Below are 15,038 nucleotides of genomic sequence, written 5' to 3' on the forward strand. Positions count from 1 at the left end.
GATCACGCTGGTGATCCTGGTCGGTCTGTTCCTGGTCCAGCACAAGGGCGTGGCTGCCATCGGCCGGGTGTTCGGACCCGTCATGCTCGTCTGGTTCGCGGTCCTGGGGCTGCTCGGGATCGTCGGGATCGTCGACCAGCCCGCAATCCTGACAGCCGCCAATCCGTTCCGGGCTTTGGACTTCATGAGCCACGCCGGCTGGCACGTCAGCTTCGTGATGCTGGGCGCGGCCTTCCTGGCAGTAACCGGCGGCGAGGCGATGTATGCCGACCTCGGCCATTTCGGCGCCCTGCCGATCCGGATCGCGTGGTTCGTGCTCGTACTGCCAGCGCTGGTGCTCAACTATTTCGGCCAGGGGGCCCTTCTGATCGCGGCTCCCGACGCCCTGGAGAACCCGTTCTTCCGCCTCTGCCCGGATTGGGGGCACCTGCCCCTCATCGCGCTGGCCACGATGGCGACCATCATCGCTTCGCAGGCGATCATCTCGGGCGTGTTCTCGCTGACCCAGCAATCGATACAGCTCGGCTTCCTACCGGCGATGCGCATCGTGCAGACAGCACGGGACGAGCGCGGCCAGATCTACGTGCCGGCAGTGAACTGGCTGCTCGCCATGGCGACCCTGACGGCCGTGGTGGTCTTCGGCTCGTCCGACGCTCTGGCCGGCGCCTACGGTATCGCGGTGTCGATGTTGATGGGTATCACGACGCTGTTGGCGGCACTCATCGCAATCCGATGGGGCTACAACCCGGTCCTGGTCTTCGCGGTGAACGGCTTCTTCCTCGCCATCGACCTCGTGTTCTTCGCCGCAAACAGCGTGAAGATCCTGGAAGGCGGCTGGTTTCCCCTGGTGCTCGCCGGTCTCGTCGCCGTGATGATGCTCACCTGGAAGAAGGGCATCGAACTGGTCGAGGAGGCGCGGGCCGCCCTGCGCCTGCCCGAGGACGTCTTCCTCGCCAGCCTCCAGCATCGCGATCTGCTGCGCCTGCCCGGTACGGCCGCGTTCCTGTCGGCCGCCCAGCGCGGAATCCCGCTGCATCTGTCGCGCTTCGTGGAGCGCAACCACGCCCTGATGGAACGCATCCTGATCATCACGGCGCTCTACGAGGAGACGCCCATTGTGCCGAAGGATCAGCGCGCGCACGTGACGATCCTGGCCCCGGACTTCTACCGGGTGATCCTGCGCTATGGCTTCATGGAGGAGGCCTCGATCCCGGAGGGGCTCGCCTGCGCGGTGGAAGCGCGTCACCTGCCGCCGCACGTCCTCGATGACATGACCATCTTTGTCGGGCACGAGACGATCATCCCGCGACGGGACAAGCGGGGCATGGCGCCCTGGCGGGAGAACCTCTTCGCCTTCATGCAGCGCAATGCCGAACGCACCGGCGCCTTCTTCGGCGTACCGACTCGGCAGGTCGTCGAGGTCGGCACCGAGATCGAGATCTAGGCCGCGGCCCAAGACATTCCCGCCGACCGGCAAGTCACCGTGGCAGGAGCTACTCAGAACAGGCGGAGTCATTCCGAGAGATCGGGGCGCCAGCCCATCCGCGATGCGCATCGATCAGCCCCCAGAGATTGACGCCGCCGCCGCCGTGGACGGCGCGCCGGTCCGAACCTGCTTCCGGCAGGAGCGCGTCAATGCACGAAAACTTGAGGCTGCTCCACCGTGTCGCAGGGAACCTGAGCCTACCGCCGTCGTTCCGCCCCGACGCAGGCGTCGCGCCCCCGCGGTGCGCGCCGGATTGGAGAGACAGCATGAACAGGGATCATCTCAAGGGCGGCATTAGCCATCTGCGCGGCCGGATCAAGACGGCGGCGGGCGCGGTCCGCGGCCGGGCCAGCGACCAGCTCGACGGCGCCTACGAACAGGCCGCCGGCGCCGCCCAGTACGCCTACGGCGAGGCCCGGGACACGGTCGGCGACCTGCGCCACGGCGGCGCGCACCTCGTCGAGGAGGCGCGCGCCCGGTTCCGCGACGTCAGCGAGCGCGGGCACGCTCTGGCGGACGAGGCGCTCGAGCGCGGCCAGCATAACCGCGAGCGCGCGGTGCGCCATGGGCGCACGCTCGCGGCGCGCGCGGACGAGAACCGCGGAACGACCTTCGCCCGCGTTGCGTCCGTCGCGTTCGGCCTCGGATGGCTGGCGCGGCCGACCCGCTGAGCGGTGGACCGGCCCTGGTCCGGACCGAGACGGGCCCTCGCGCGGCCGCCCCGCCGATTAGAACGCATAAAGACATCTTTATGTCTTGATTGCTTCGTAGGCCGCGTGGTGGTAGGGGGTTGCCCCGACCCGCAACGCGAACACGGAGCCATCGACTCATGGCCAAGGATTACATCGTCAAGGATATCGGGCTGGCCGATTACGGCCGGAAAGAGATCTCGATCGCCGAGACGGAGATGCCGGGCCTGATGGCGGTCCGCGAGGAGTACGGCGCGGCGCAGCCCCTGAAGGGCGCCAAGATCGCCGGCTCGCTCCACATGACGATCCAGACCGCCGTGCTGATCGAGACCCTGAAGGCGCTCGGCGCCGACATCCGCTGGGTCTCCTGCAACATCTACTCGACCCAGGACCACGCCGCCGCCGCCATCGCGGCCGCCGGCATCCCGGTCTTCGCTGTGAAGGGCGAGACCCTGGAGGAGTACTGGGACTACACCTCACGCCTGTTCGACTGGCACGACGGCGGCATGCCGAACATGATCCTCGACGACGGCGGCGACGCCACGATGTTCGTCCATCTCGGCCTACGCGCCGAGAACGGCGACACCGCCTTCCTCGACAAGCCCGAGAGTGAGGAGGAGGAGGTGTTCTTCGCGCTCCTCAAGCGGAAGCTTGCCGAGAAGCCGAAGGGCTGGTTCGCCGGCCTCGCCGACAGCATCAAGGGCGTCTCCGAGGAGACCACCACGGGCGTCCACCGCCTCTACGTGCTGGCCAAGGAAGGCAAGCTGCTCTTCCCGGCGATCAACGTGAATGACTCGGTCACCAAGTCGAAGTTCGACAACCTCTACGGCTGCAAGGAATCGCTGGTCGACGGCATCCGCCGCGGCACTGACGTGATGATGGCCGGCAAGGTCGCGATGGTGGCGGGCTTCGGCGACGTGGGCAAGGGTTCGGCCGCGTCCCTGCGCAACGCCGGCTGCCGCGTGCTCGTGTCGGAGATCGACCCGATCTGCGCGCTCCAGGCCGCCATGGAGGGCTACGAGGTCGTGACCATGGAGGATGCGGCCCCGCGCGCCGACATCTTCGTCACCGCCACGGGCAACAAGGACATCATCACCATCGACCACATGCGGGCGATGAAGGACCGGGCGATCGTCTGCAACATCGGCCACTTCGACAACGAGATTCAGGTCGCCGGCCTGAAGAACCTCAAGTGGTCGAACATCAAGCCGCAGGTGGACGAGATCACCTTCGCGGACGGCCACCGCATCATCCTCCTGTCGGAGGGCCGCCTGGTGAACCTCGGCAACGCCACCGGTCACCCGTCTTTCGTGATGTCGGCCTCGTTCACCAACCAGACGCTGGCCCAGATCGAGCTCTGGTCCAACCCGGGCAAGTATCAGAAGCAGGTCTACACCCTGCCGAAGAGCCTCGACGAGAAGGTCGCGGCCCTGCACCTGGAGAAGATCGGCGTGAAGCTCTCGAAGCTCCGCCCCGATCAGGCCGCCTATATCGGCGTCTCCGAGACTGGCCCGTTCAAGCCCGAGCACTACCGCTACTGAGCCCGCTTCGCCGGCGGCGCTGACGGCCTCGTTTCCGGGGTTAAGCACCGCGCCGCCGCGATCCGGCGAAATGGCCCGACGGGAAGATCCGAAGGCCCGGCGCGATGCGCCGGGCCTTCTCGTTTGTCAAGCGCCAACGGCCGATTCGCACTGTGTCTTCTGTGTGTCGTTAACGGCTGATTATACCGAGTTTGCCCAAAGCCACGCTTCGTTCCCCTTCCGGGGCGATTCCGCCGCACTGTAGAGTGCAGGCGAATCTTAGATCGATAGGGCTGCGGTGGTTCGGGAGAATCACCGTGGGAACGGTGCCTTCTGCGCCGCGCGGCGACGCGCGCCGGTCGGACAGCCATCGGGTACGGGGGCAGGGCAAACCATGGGTGTCGGTCGTGCGACACACGTTCGGGTCGGCGTGGGCGCGCTCGCCCTGACGACGGCGAGCGCGGCCCTCGCCGAGCTGCCGGAGGCCGCCGCAGCGCATCCTGCCCGGGAGATCCACAGCGTGGCCGCCCTGGCGATCTTCGGCGGCCTCGTAGCCTTCGCGGTGATCCTGTCGCTCCTCCACCTCTACGAGCGCGGCCGGTGGACCCGCCGCGAGCGCGAGCTCGCCGCGACGCTCGACGTCCTGCGCGGCGCCCATGACCGGGCCGAGATGCTCCTGAACGCCGAGCGGCAGATCATCGTCACCTGGGATCAGCGCAGCGAGCCAGTGGTCGAGGGCGACATCAGCCTCGCGATCCACGGCGAGCGGCCGACCTCCGGGTACGCCCGCCGCGTGCTGGCCTTCGGGACGTGGCTCGTCGCCACGGACGCGACCGCTGTGGAGGCCGCCGTGGAGACCCTGCGGGCGCGAGGCACCAGCTTCGCGCTGAGCCTGCGGTCCCAGACCGGCCGAAATATCGAGGCCCACGGACAGGCCGTGGCGGGGCGGGCGCTCCTGCGCCTGCGCGAGACCAGCCAGGAGCGCTGCGAGATCGCCGACCTACGGGCAACCCTGGACGAAACCCGCCGCGGTCTGTCGGCTCTTTCTGGCCTCCTCGACGCGATCCCCCAGCCGGTCTGGCGGCGCAACCGCGACGGCGGGCTGAGCTGGGTGAACGCCGCCTACGTGGCGGCGGTCGAAGCGGATAGCCGCGAGGCCGCTCTCGATGCCAACTTGGAACTGTTCGACCGACCGGCCCGGGAAACGATCGCCCGCGAGGAGGCGGCCCGGTTCGCCGGTCTGACCCGGAGCGTTCCGCGCCTCTCGGCGATCGTGGCCGGCAACCGGCGGATGCTCGACGTGTTCGAGACGGCCCTTGAGACCGGTCGCGTCGGCATCGCCATCGACGTGTCCGAACTCGAGAGCGTGCGTGCCGACCTGCAGCGGCAGATGAACGCCAATGTCCGCACGCTGGACCAGTTGCCGACCGCGGTGGCGATGTTCGACGTCTCGCAGCGGCTGATCTTCCATAATGCCGCCTACCGGCAGCTCTGGGATCTCGATCAGGTCTTCCTCGACAGCCGCCCCTCCGACGGCGAGATCCTCGATCACCTGCGGGCAGAACGGAAGCTCGAGGAGCACGCGGATTTCCGCGGCTGGAAACAGGGCGTGCTCTCCGCCTACCGGGCCGCGGAGGCGAACCAGACCTGGTGGTACCTGCCGGACGGTCGGACTTTGCGCGTGGTCGCGGATCCGAACCCTCAGGGCGGCCTGACCTATCTGTTCGACGACGTCTCCGATCGCCTGAACGCCGAATCCCGCTACAACGCCCTGCGGCGTCTGCAGGCCGAAACCCTGGATACGCTGGCCGAGCCGGTTGCGGTGTTCGGCGCGGACGGGCGCCTGTCTCTCGCCAATCGCGCCTTCTTCACCGTGTGGAGGCTCGATCCGGAGATGGTCGAGGAACGCCCGCACGTGGACGCGGTGATCGCCGCCTGCCGCGCGCTTGCCCCCTCCGAGGAGCCGTGGCTCGACATCCGGGACGCGGTGGTCGGTATGGAGGCACGCGCCGCCCGGACGTGCCGCCTGGAGGTGGTGGACGGCACGGTCCTCGACTGCGCCGCACAGCCGCTTCCGGAAGGCGCAACGCTCCTGACGCTGATCGACGTTACGGCGAGCGTGAATGTCGAGCGCGCGCTGACCGAGAAGAACGACGCCTTGGAGAAGGCCGCACAATTGCGCGACACCTTCGTACATCACGTCTCCTACGAGCTGCGCTCCCCCCTCACCAACATCATCGGCTTCACCCAACTCCTCGGCGACGAGACCGTAGGTGCGCTTAACGAGCGGCAGCGCGAATACGCCGACCACATCATGCGCTCCTCGGCAGCTCTACTCGTCATCATCAACGACATTCTCGACCTCGCCTCGATCGATGCCGGCTCGCTGGAGTTGCAGCGGGAGGAGGTCGACGTCCAAGCGACCGTGGAAGCCGCCGTGCGCGGCATCGAGGACCGGCTCGCGGAATCGCACATCACCCTCGCCCTCGACGTGCCCGAGGACATCGGCAGCGTCCACGCCGACGGGAAGCGGATCCGCCAGATCCTATTCAACCTGCTCTCGAACGCCGTCGGCTTCTCGGATGCCGGCCAGCGCGTGGAGGTCCATGCTCGCCGCACAGCGCAGGAGCTTCTCCTGAGCGTGCGGGACTACGGCCGCGGCATGCCGCCCGAGATCGCCGATTCGGTGTTCAACCGCTTCGAAAGCCATACCCTCGGGACGCGGCATCGGGGCGTCGGCCTCGGCCTGTCGATCGTCCGCTCCTTCGTCGAGCTGCACGGCGGCCGGGTGCTGCTCGAGACGGCCCCGGGGACCGGCACCCGTGTGACCTGCACGTTCCCGACCGAACCCGCGGACGCGGCCCGGCGCGAGCCGCCGCCCGAACTCAAGCCGCCGGTCGTGGTGCCGGTGCCGCCGCGCAAGCCTGCTCTGACGCTGCAGTCGAGCCGGGCGGAGCCTTCAACATCCGACCGGCGAACGTCGCCGTAGCGCTTGATTCTCCGGCCGGTCCCGCGCAGCAGGGGGGCATGTCTGCGCATGATCGTTCCGGCTGGGCCGTCTTCCGCATCGGCGACTTCCGCCTGTTCGGCTCGGCCCGGTTCCTCACGGGCCTCGCCTACCAGATGCAGGCGGTGGCGATCGGCTGGTACGTCTACGACCTGACTCATTCCGCCCTGGCGCTCGGCCTCGTGGGCCTCGCGGGCTTCCTGCCGGCGGTGCTGTGCGCGCTGATCACCGGCCACGTCGCGGACGCCTACGACCGGCGCCTCGTCGGCGCCGCCGCCTTCGCCCTCCAGAGCGCAGCGAGTCTAGGCCTCCTCGCCTGCGCCGTCGCGGGCGTGCACTCCGTCTGGCCGATCTACGCCCTCGTCATCGTCGTGGGCACGGCCCGGGCCTTCGCCAATCCGGCCCTGCAGGCGCTGCTGCCGACCTTGGTGCCCGGACCGCAATTTAGCTCGGCGATCGCGTGGAACGCCTCCCTCTGGCAGAGCGCGTCGGTGATGGGGCCGGCGCTCGGCGGCTTCCTCTACGCGCTTGGGCCCGCCGTCGTGTTCGGCGGGGCAGGGGGCAGCTTCGCCCTGGCCAGCGTCCTGACCCTGCTGATCCGCTTCCGGCCGGCGGCGGTGAACGAGCGGCCACCGATCACCTGGGCGGCCCTGTCGGCCGGCATCGACTACATCCGCTCGCAGCCGGTGGTGCTCGGGGCGATCAGCCTCGACCTGTTCACGGTGCTGCTCGGCGGCGCCACGGCGCTCCTGCCGATCTACGCCGGGGAGGTGCTGCATGTCGGCCCCCTCGGCCTCGGCGCACTCCGGAGCATGCCGGCCTTCGGGGCGGTCGCCATGGCGGTGCTGCTGGCGAACTACCCACTGCGGCGCCACGCGGGCGTGCGCATGCTCCGCGCCGCTGCGGTGTTCGGCGTCGCCACGGTCGCGTTCGGGCTGTCGACGTCGCTGCCGCTGTCGATAGCCTGCCTGTTCGTCACGGGCGCCGCCGACATGATCTCGGTCTACGTGCGCCAGACCTTCGTGCAGGGCGAGACGCCGGACGCGATGCGCGGCCGAGTCTCGGCGGTGAATACGGTGTTCATCGGCGCCTCGAACGAACTCGGCGAGTTCGAATCCGGGCTTCTGGCCGCCGCGATCGGGGCGGTCCCGGCGGTGGTGATTGGCGGCGCTGCGACGGTCGGGGTCGCGCTGCTCTGGGGGAAGCTCTTTCCGGCGTTGAAGGCCCGCGACCGGTTGATGGTGCAGGGGTGAGACGGTCGAGAGGCTCGAGCACGCGCCCTCGCGACGCGGCGGCCCGACGCAATCCGTGCTCAATCGCTCCTGTGCGGCCGTCTTGGCGCGCGGTGTGAAGCCATCCCGTCAGGACAGGGTTCCCTGCGTCGCGCGGCCTCGGGTCGCTTCGCTCCGCGCGGGATGACGGTGAGAGGTGCCCGGAGACGTCGAGCGGGCAACACACCGGAAGACTTGCAGCCACCGGCGGTACCGGCGGCCGTCCGATCCCTCAGCGGCCTGACAGGAGCGGCGACCAAGTCGGGTCGGACGCGTAGGCGGGCGTCGGGACCGGCTGCTCCACCTTGCCGGTGATGTCGACCATGAACAGCTTGCCGCCGCCCTGGCCGCCTGGATCGCGGAAGAACAGCACGTACTGGCCGTTCGGCGCGAAGGTCGGCCCCTCGTTGTGGAAGCCCTCGGTGAGGACGCGCTCGCCGGAGCCGTCGGGCTTCGAGACACAGATGGCGAAGCCGCCGTTGCGCTGGCGGGTATAGGCGATCAGGTCGCCGCGGGGCGAGAAGGCTGGCTGCGAGGCCGAACCGGGGCCGAAGGTGATCCGGTGCGGATTCGAGCCGTCCGCACCCATCACGTAGACCTGCTGGGAGCCGCCGCGGTCGGACTCGAAGGCGATTTGCGATCCGTCCGGCGAGTAGGTCGGCGAGGTGTCGATCGCCATGCCGTTGGTGATCGAGCGCTGGGCCTTCGAGGCGAGGTCCATGGTCACGATGTCGGCGTTGCCGCCCTGCTGAACGCTCATCACGATCTTGCGGCCATCCGGCGAGAAGCGCGGGCTCGCGCTCATCGAATCGACGTTGCCGAGCGCCTGGCGGGAGCCGGTCTCCAGGTTGATCATCTGCACCCGCGGCTGGTGGCCGGTGGCCTGCGCCATGAAGGCGATGTCCTGCGTGGCTGGCGAGTAGCGCGGTGCCACGATCGACATCTCGCCGTTGGTGATCGCCCGGACATTGGCGCCGTCCTGATCCATGACCATCAGGCGCTTTCGGCGGTTCTCCTTGGGGCCGGTCTCGTCCACGAAGGCGATGCGGCTGTCGAACCAGGGGCCGAGCCCGGTGATCTTGGTGTAGACCCCGTCGGCGATCAGGTGGCCAGTGCGCCGGACGTTGGCGGCGTCGGTGCCGTATTGCTGGCCGGTCATCTGCTGACCGTTGGTCACGTCCCAGAGCCGGAACTCGACCTTGACCCGGCCGCCGTCGCGGACGACGCGGCCGGTGACAAGGCCCTGGACGCCGGTGGCGCGCCACTTCTCGAAGTTCGGGGCGGCGTCGAAGTTCGGCTGCTCGGGGAAGCGAGCGTGATCGAGCGGCGTGAAGTAGCCGGAGCGACGAAGGTCGTTGGTGACCACGCCGGAGACGAGGCCGGCGAGGCTCGGGTCACCACCGAAATCCGCGATGGCGATTGGCATCGGCTGGAAGTTGCCGCCGCCGATGCGCAGCTGCAGCTGCGCCTGGGCCGGCCCCGCCAGGAAGCCCGTCAGCATCACGAGGAGCGCGATCAGGCGCGCGGCATAGAACGTCGGGAGACGCCCGACGGAGGGGAGGTTCAGCATGGTGGGTCGGATCCGAGTGACGATCAGACGGGAACGCGGGAACGGCGGGACACTGGCTGGAAGACCTCAGGTCGCCGTGAACTCGAACTCCGCGTTGATGGCCTTCCAGTCATTGTAGTACGGCGCGTAGGTGGCCGGAATGTTGTACGGCGCGCAGCGGCGGACCGCCCGGAGCGCGGCTTGCGCGATCGACTGGTCGACCGCGCTCGCCCCGCCGCGCATGATCCGCGGCTCGGTGCTGAGCGAGCCGTTCGGGTTCAGGCGGATGTCGAGCACCGGCAGGACCACGCCCTGGGCCGCCCCGGGCGGCGCCGAGTAGCAGCGCTCGATCTGCTGCTGGAGCAGGCCGACCAGGGCGTCGCGCAGCGACGGCGACAGCCGCTGCGCGTTGCCGGTTGCGGCGCCGAGCGCCGCCACCTTCTGCACCGTTTGACCGGTGGCACCGGTCGATTGCGACGGCGCCTTCGAGGCGAGCATCGAGCGGATGTCGCCGGCGTTGAACTTGTTGGCGAGCTCCGCCTGCTTGCGCGCCTTGGCCTCGGCGTCGGCCTTGGCCTTCGCGTCCGCCATGGCTTTGGCCTTTGCCCTGGCGGCAGCCTCCGCCTTAGCCGCTTCGGCCTTCGCAGCCTCGGCCTTGGCTTTCGCGGCGGCCTCAGCCTTCTCGCGCTCGGCCTCCGCTTTCGCCTCGGCGATTTCCTTCTGACGCTCGGCTTCAGCCTCGGCCTTGGCCTTGGCGTCGGCCGCCTTCTTGGCCGCTTCCTTGGCGGCCTCGGCCTTCTTCGCGGCGGCCGCTTTCTGGGCAGCGGCCTCGGCGTCGGCTTCTTGCTTCTCGATCAGCTTCTCAAGCTGCTCACGCTTTTCGGCTTCAACTTTCGCGACAGCCTCCGCTTTGGCCTTCGCCTCCGCCTTGGCGGCGGCAGCCGCCTTTTCGGCCGCAGCCTTCGCGGCCTTTTCGGCTGCCTTCTCGGCGTCGCGCTTCTCCTGGGCAGCCTTCGCGGCCTGGGCGGCCTCCTGCGGGTCCGGCTCGCCGCGCAGCGGCATCTCCTCCGCGTTGGCGAGCTTCATCTCGGCCGTGCGCGTCGGAGCGGTTGGGGCGTCGGTCTTGGAATTCTCGGGCTCGCGGTCCTCGAACTTTTCGGCCTTTCGGTCGGCCCGCGACGTGGCGTTCGGCATCGGCTTGTCGGCCTGCCGCTCGCCCTTGGTGATCTCGGAGAACTGGTTCTCGGTGATCACCTCGACGGGCACGCCTTCCTGGGCCTCCGGCAGGGCCGGGGCCGCGGCGCTGACCAGCGCCAGCGCGAGGAGCGCGACATGGGTGCCGGCGGAGATCCAGACACCAGGTTCCTTGCGGTCGAAGCGGAACTCCACGGGACAGCCCTACTGATGCTCAGGCTCGGTGACGAGGGCGACCTTCTTGAAGCCGCCGCCGGTCACGATCGCCATCACCTGCGCCACGCGGCCGTAATCGACGCGCTTGTCGCCGCGCACGAATACCCGCTCCTCGGTGCCGGTCTTGGCGGTCTCCATGAGCTTCGCCACGATCGTGTCGTCTGTCAGCTCGTCTTCACCGAGGAAAACCTGGCCGGTCTGGCGGATCGACAGGGTGATCGGCTTCACGTCGGAGTTCAGCGGGGAGGCCTTGGATTGCGGCAGGTCGAGGGGCACGCCCACGGTCATCATCGGCGCAGCGACCATGAAGATGATCAGGAGCACGAGCACGACGTCGATGAACGGCGTCATGTTGATCTCGTTGATGGGTCCGCCGCGGCGGCCCCGGCGCCGGCGGCGCTTGCCGCCCTGCGATGCGCCCGCTGCCATGCCCATGGATCGATCTCCTCTGGATCAGCCGGCTCAGGCGGCGAGCGGCAGCCGCTCGTCGATCTGGCGGGAGAGGATGGCGGAGAACTCGTCGGCGAAGCCCTCGAGGCGCGACTGCGCCTTGGTCACCTCCGCCTGGAGCTTGTTGTAGGCGAGCACCGCCGGGATCGCCGCGAACAGGCCGATGGCGGTGGCGAACAGCGCCTCGGCAATGCCGGGGGCGACAACCGCGAGCGAGGTGTTCTTCGAGGCCGCGATCGACGTGAAGGCGGTCATGATGCCCCAAACGGTGCCGAACAGGCCGATATACGGGCCCGCCGAGCCGATCGAGGCGAGGAACAGCAGACGCGACTCCAGCCGCTCGACCTCGCGGTGGATTGTGACGTCAAGCTGCTTCTCGATGCGCTGCGACAGCGACTGGATCTGGCGGCCGGAGCCCTCGAAGCTGCGCTTCCATTCGCGCATGGCGGCGACGAAGACGGCGGCGAGGCCCGTGGCCGGCCGGTCGTTGAACGAGCGGAACAGCTCCTCCAGGGAGCGACCGGACCAGAACGCGTCCTCGAACGCGTCCATCTCGGCCTTGGTGCGGCGAAACAGCAGCGTCTTGTCGACGATGATCGACCAGCACCAGATCGAGGCGCTGAGCAGCCCGATCATCACGATCTTCACGACGAAGTGGGCCTGCAGGAACAGGCCGAGCAGCGTCATGTCGGCGACAGGCGCGGCCTGCATCGCGTCGGCTGGGTTCATCCGTCGAGGTCTCCTGCTCCGGATCGCGATGCGCCGGGCGAGGCCCGCGTCCGCCGGATCCGTGAGCGATATCAACGCTGTCGCCCGCGAATCTGTCGAAAGTAAGGGCCGCCGGCGGCCCAGCGCCCCGCCGTGGCATCGCCTCCGTTAAGGCCGCGGCAGGGTTAAGGATCGGTTTCGAACCGGGCGATCCTGAGGCATGTGGCGCGGTTCGCCGCGTCGTTCGGGCTGGACCTGCCGAAAGCCGCTCCCGTATGGTCGCGGTCCGCGGCGCCGAGTCGAGAGCCCTGAGATACGCAGGACGCGCATGACCCTCCCCGTTCCCAGCCTTCCCGATCTGCTGCCCACCGGCCCGGCCCGGTTCCTGGGCTGGTCCATGATTGCCGATCCGATGGTCGCGGGTTTCCTGGCGCGCGCGGGTTTCGACGCCGTCCTGCTGGACCAGCAGCACGGCGCCTACGACTATAAATCGTCTTGTGCGGCGATCACCGAGGTCGCCCTCGCCGGCAAATCGAGCCTGGTGCGCGTGCCGGTGGGCGACTTCGCCATGGTCTCGCGGATGCTTGACGCGGGCGCCGCAGGCGTCGTGGCGCCGATGATCAACACCGTCGCGGACGCCGAGGCCCTGGCCGCGGCCGCGAAGTTCCCGCCGGTTGGTCAGCGGAGCTGGGGACCGGACCGGGCCATGTGGCTCTCGGGGCTCCGAAACGGCGCGGACTACCTCGCGGGTGCCAACGACCGGGCGCTGACGATCGCCATGTGCGAGACCGAGTCGGGGATCGCCAACCTGGAGGCGATCCTCGTCGTGCCGGGCATCGACGGCGTCCTGGTCGGCCCCGCCGACCTGTCGATCGCCCTGTCGAAGGGGGCGGCCATCGATCCGCTGGGATCGGCGGTCACGGCGGCGCTCAGCGAGATCGCGCGCAAGACCCGGGCTGCGGGCAAGATTCCCTGCGCGTTCGCGCCGTCGCCGGCGCGGGCCCGGGAGATGGTTGCGATGGGCTACCAGCTGGTCTCGGTCGAGTACGACGCGCTGACCATCGTCAACGCCTTCGCCCGGGTCCTCTGCGAGGCCGACCCGTCGCGGGCTGACGTCTAGGCCGATTCGTCCGGTGCAAGCCGCCGCCGCAGCGCGTCCGGCAGGCGGACAGCGCGGCCGTCGCGCACGCACGCGACCGTGACCTCCGCGGAGACCAGCACCTCGTCGCCCCGCCGTACGTCCTGTGCGAGCTGCATCGACGCGCCGCGCAACGCACGCGTGCGGGTGAGGACGGTCAGCAGATCGTCCATTTGGGCCGGCCGGAGAAAATCGAGGCTCATGCGCCGCACCACGAAGACCAGGCCGCGGGCGTCGCGGTGCAGATCCGACTGGTCGCCCGCGAGGTCCCGCAGCAGCTCCGTGCGGCCGCGCTCAAGGAAGCGCAGGTAGCTGGCGTGGTAGACGAAACCCGAAAAGTCGGTGTCCTCGTAGTAGACTCGCACGCCCAGCCGGTGCGGCGGCGTGACGTCCTCCGCGGATCCGTCGGTGCCGGGCTCGATCGCGCTCATGCGCCCCTTTAGCGATGGAGGGCGTGCCGGCGCAACACGACGAGGGCCGCCCTGAGGCGGCCCTCGCGCAGATCACGGGATGCGCGTCGTCAACCGCCGATGCGTGCCGCGAGGCTCGCCGAGTGAGCGTGCTCGTCGGCGATGTACGGCAGGGCCTCGGTGGCGAACCTGCGGCCCTGGGCGTTGTCGCCCTGCTTGGCGTAGGCATCGTAGAGCGCCAGGGTGCGGGCGTCCGAACGGGCCTGCTGATCGATGTAGGTCCGGTCGAAGGCGCGGCCGTTCGGAGCCGATTGAAGCTGCGCCAGGCGGGCCTGGCCGCGCTCGCCGAGGGCCACGCGACGGCCGGGCTCGGCCGGGCTGTTGTCGACGAGGCCCACCGCGCCGAGGGCGCCGCCGACGATGCCGGTGCCGATATTGGCGGCCACCGTTACCGGCGCCAGCACAAGGCCAACCGGGTTGCTCAGGTCGGTGCGAATTCCCTGGTTGTCGGAGACCACAGAGCCGTTGCGCGACAGCGAGGTGTTCGGCGGCAGCAGCGCGTCCGTGGTCGCCTTGCGCTCGACGAGGACGCGGTTGGCGTAGTTGCGGACCCGCGGGTTGCGCGACCGCTGAAGGGCGATCCGGCTCGCTTCGATGCTGGCGGCATCCGAACGCAGCGCCTCGGCCCGGAAGGCGGGCGTCTCGGTCGCGGCGGCGCCGACGCCGTCCTGATTGGCGAAGGGCAGCACGCGGATCGGCAGGGCGTCCTGCGCAAGGGCGGGCGCCGAGATGGCGGCGACGGACAGGCCGATCGCGGCGAGCGTAAGCTTCTTCATGGCGGAAGTTTATCCCTGACGTTGTTCTTGAGATCTCGAAGATCTGCCGCAATCGGAGAGACAGGGCCTCGATCGAGACAGCCTTGCCGGTGCCGAGCGGACCCGGCGCGGTCGCTGCCACAACTGTCGCGTTTCAGCGCTGTTCCACGAGATCCAACAATTTTCTCAGACCGACGATCGCCAAAATCCGCACTTAAACTTAGCAATATTGTTCGAAAACCGTTCTCAAAACGGTTTTCGCAACAGCGACTTGTGGGCGTTGTGGCGTAAAATCGCGTTCGGCGCAGCGCCGGTCAGGGCGCGCGCCGCGCATGTGCCGAGGGAAATGCTGGTCCGAGGTCAATGCATGAAGGAGCGTGCGCCGGATCTCACGGCTCTTCGTCACCAAAGAAGCCGAACTGCCCCGGGGTCTCGCGCGTCGGCTCTGGCATCTGCATGTGCCGATAGGCGTGTCGTGTGAGCACGCGGCCGCGGGGGGTGCGCTGCACGAAGCCGCGCTGGATCAGGTAGGGCTCGATGATGTCCTCGATCGCGTCCCGCGGCTCCGACAGAGCCGCCCCGATC

13 protein-coding genes are annotated in these 15,038 nt (G+C 68.9%); 6 read left to right on the forward strand and 7 right to left on the reverse strand.

Translation table 11 applies throughout. The features are described from left to right. From CIW48_RS32360 to CIW48_RS32380, 5 genes are all read left to right on the forward strand, one after another. The coding region (locus CIW48_RS32360) for a KUP/HAK/KT family potassium transporter (RefSeq protein ID WP_149314436.1) at positions 1-1,444 on the forward strand (1,444 nt) is incomplete at its 5' end. 308 nt (positions 1,445-1,752) lie between these two features. Further along, positions 1,753-2,157, forward strand: coding sequence for a CsbD family protein (locus CIW48_RS32365; RefSeq protein ID WP_149314437.1), 405 nt, complete (start codon positions 1,753-1,755; stop codon positions 2,155-2,157). Positions 2,158-2,315: 158 nt separating this feature from the next. Continuing rightward, positions 2,316-3,716 carry an adenosylhomocysteinase gene (ahcY, locus tag CIW48_RS32370; protein ID WP_149314438.1) on the forward strand — a complete coding sequence of 467 codons (1,401 nt, stop codon included), beginning with the start codon at positions 2,316-2,318 and terminating at the stop codon, positions 3,714-3,716. Positions 3,717-4,089: 373 nt separating this feature from the next. Continuing rightward, complete coding sequence (locus CIW48_RS32375) at positions 4,090-6,684, forward strand: PAS domain-containing sensor histidine kinase (RefSeq protein ID WP_149314439.1); 2,595 nt, start codon at positions 4,090-4,092, stop codon at positions 6,682-6,684. A gap of 38 nt (positions 6,685-6,722) precedes the next feature. After that, entirely contained in the window at positions 6,723-7,955 is a 1,233-nt protein-coding gene (locus CIW48_RS32380; RefSeq protein ID WP_149314440.1) for an MFS transporter, read from the forward strand. Between the two features lie 250 nt (positions 7,956-8,205). Here CIW48_RS32380 and tolB read toward each other — a convergent pair whose 3' ends face one another. The 4 genes from tolB to tolQ form a co-directional block, all read right to left on the reverse strand. Continuing rightward, complete coding sequence (gene tolB / locus CIW48_RS32385; protein ID WP_149314441.1) at positions 8,206-9,543, reverse strand: Tol-Pal system beta propeller repeat protein TolB; 1,338 nt, start codon at positions 9,541-9,543, stop codon at positions 8,206-8,208. Positions 9,544-9,609: 66 nt separating this feature from the next. Further along, positions 9,610-10,911 (reverse strand): cell envelope integrity protein TolA, encoded by a 1,302-nt coding sequence (gene tolA, locus CIW48_RS32390; protein WP_149314442.1) that lies wholly within the window; start codon positions 10,909-10,911, stop codon positions 9,610-9,612. Positions 10,912-10,920: 9 nt separating this feature from the next. After that, positions 10,921-11,367, reverse strand: coding sequence for an ExbD/TolR family protein (locus tag CIW48_RS32395; RefSeq protein WP_149314443.1), 447 nt, complete (start codon positions 11,365-11,367; stop codon positions 10,921-10,923). 27 nt (positions 11,368-11,394) lie between these two features. Next, positions 11,395-12,111, reverse strand: coding sequence for a protein TolQ (gene tolQ, locus CIW48_RS32400; protein ID WP_043349106.1), 717 nt, complete (start codon positions 12,109-12,111; stop codon positions 11,395-11,397). A 307-nt stretch (positions 12,112-12,418) separates the two neighbouring features. Here tolQ and CIW48_RS32405 point away from each other — a divergent pair, with 307 nt between their 5' ends. Further along, on the forward strand, positions 12,419-13,210 hold the full coding sequence (locus CIW48_RS32405) for an aldolase/citrate lyase family protein (RefSeq protein WP_149314444.1): 792 nt from the start codon (positions 12,419-12,421) through the stop codon (positions 13,208-13,210). Here the strand turns inward: CIW48_RS32405 and ybgC are convergent. The 3 genes from ybgC to CIW48_RS32420 form a co-directional block, all read right to left on the reverse strand. Next, on the reverse strand, positions 13,207-13,659 hold the full coding sequence (ybgC, locus tag CIW48_RS32410; RefSeq protein WP_149314445.1) for a tol-pal system-associated acyl-CoA thioesterase: 453 nt from the start codon (positions 13,657-13,659) through the stop codon (positions 13,207-13,209). The two genes, CIW48_RS32405 and ybgC, sit on opposite strands and share 4 nt — an antisense overlap. 89 nt (positions 13,660-13,748) lie before the next feature. Beyond that, positions 13,749-14,474 carry a DUF4142 domain-containing protein gene (locus CIW48_RS32415; protein WP_149314446.1) on the reverse strand — a complete coding sequence of 242 codons (726 nt, stop codon included), beginning with the start codon at positions 14,472-14,474 and terminating at the stop codon, positions 13,749-13,751. Between the two features lie 368 nt (positions 14,475-14,842). After that, positions 14,843-15,038 (reverse strand): Holliday junction DNA helicase RuvB C-terminal domain-containing protein (locus CIW48_RS32420; protein WP_281407422.1); only part of this gene is annotated, 196 nt, incomplete at its 5' end.

The sequence above is a fragment of the Methylobacterium sp. P1-11 genome, assembly GCF_008329595.1.
Classification (GTDB): domain Bacteria; phylum Pseudomonadota; class Alphaproteobacteria; order Rhizobiales; family Beijerinckiaceae; genus Methylobacterium.

Bases quoted from the DNA above. Each gene is read 5' to 3' on its own strand.
- CIW48_RS32365 (WP_149314437.1), top strand. From the start codon at position 1,753: ATGAACAGGGATCATCTCAAGGGCGGCATTAGCCATCTGCGCGGCCGG.
- CIW48_RS32375 (WP_149314439.1), top strand. From the start codon at position 4,090: ATGGGTGTCGGTCGTGCGACACACGTTCGGGTCGGCGTGGGCGCGCTC.
- CIW48_RS32415 (WP_149314446.1), bottom strand. From the start codon at position 14,474: ATGAAGAAGCTTACGCTCGCCGCGATCGGCCTGTCCGTCGCCGCCATC.
- CIW48_RS32405 (WP_149314444.1), top strand. From the start codon at position 12,419: ATGACCCTCCCCGTTCCCAGCCTTCCCGATCTGCTGCCCACCGGCCCG.
- ybgC (WP_149314445.1), bottom strand. From the start codon at position 13,659: ATGAGCGCGATCGAGCCCGGCACCGACGGATCCGCGGAGGACGTCACG.
- tolQ (WP_043349106.1), bottom strand. From the start codon at position 12,111: ATGAACCCAGCCGACGCGATGCAGGCCGCGCCTGTCGCCGACATGACG.
- ahcY (WP_149314438.1), top strand. From the start codon at position 2,316: ATGGCCAAGGATTACATCGTCAAGGATATCGGGCTGGCCGATTACGGC.
- CIW48_RS32395 (WP_149314443.1), bottom strand. From the start codon at position 11,367: ATGGGCATGGCAGCGGGCGCATCGCAGGGCGGCAAGCGCCGCCGGCGC.
- CIW48_RS32380 (WP_149314440.1), top strand. From the start codon at position 6,723: ATGTCTGCGCATGATCGTTCCGGCTGGGCCGTCTTCCGCATCGGCGAC.
- tolB (WP_149314441.1), bottom strand. From the start codon at position 9,543: ATGCTGAACCTCCCCTCCGTCGGGCGTCTCCCGACGTTCTATGCCGCG.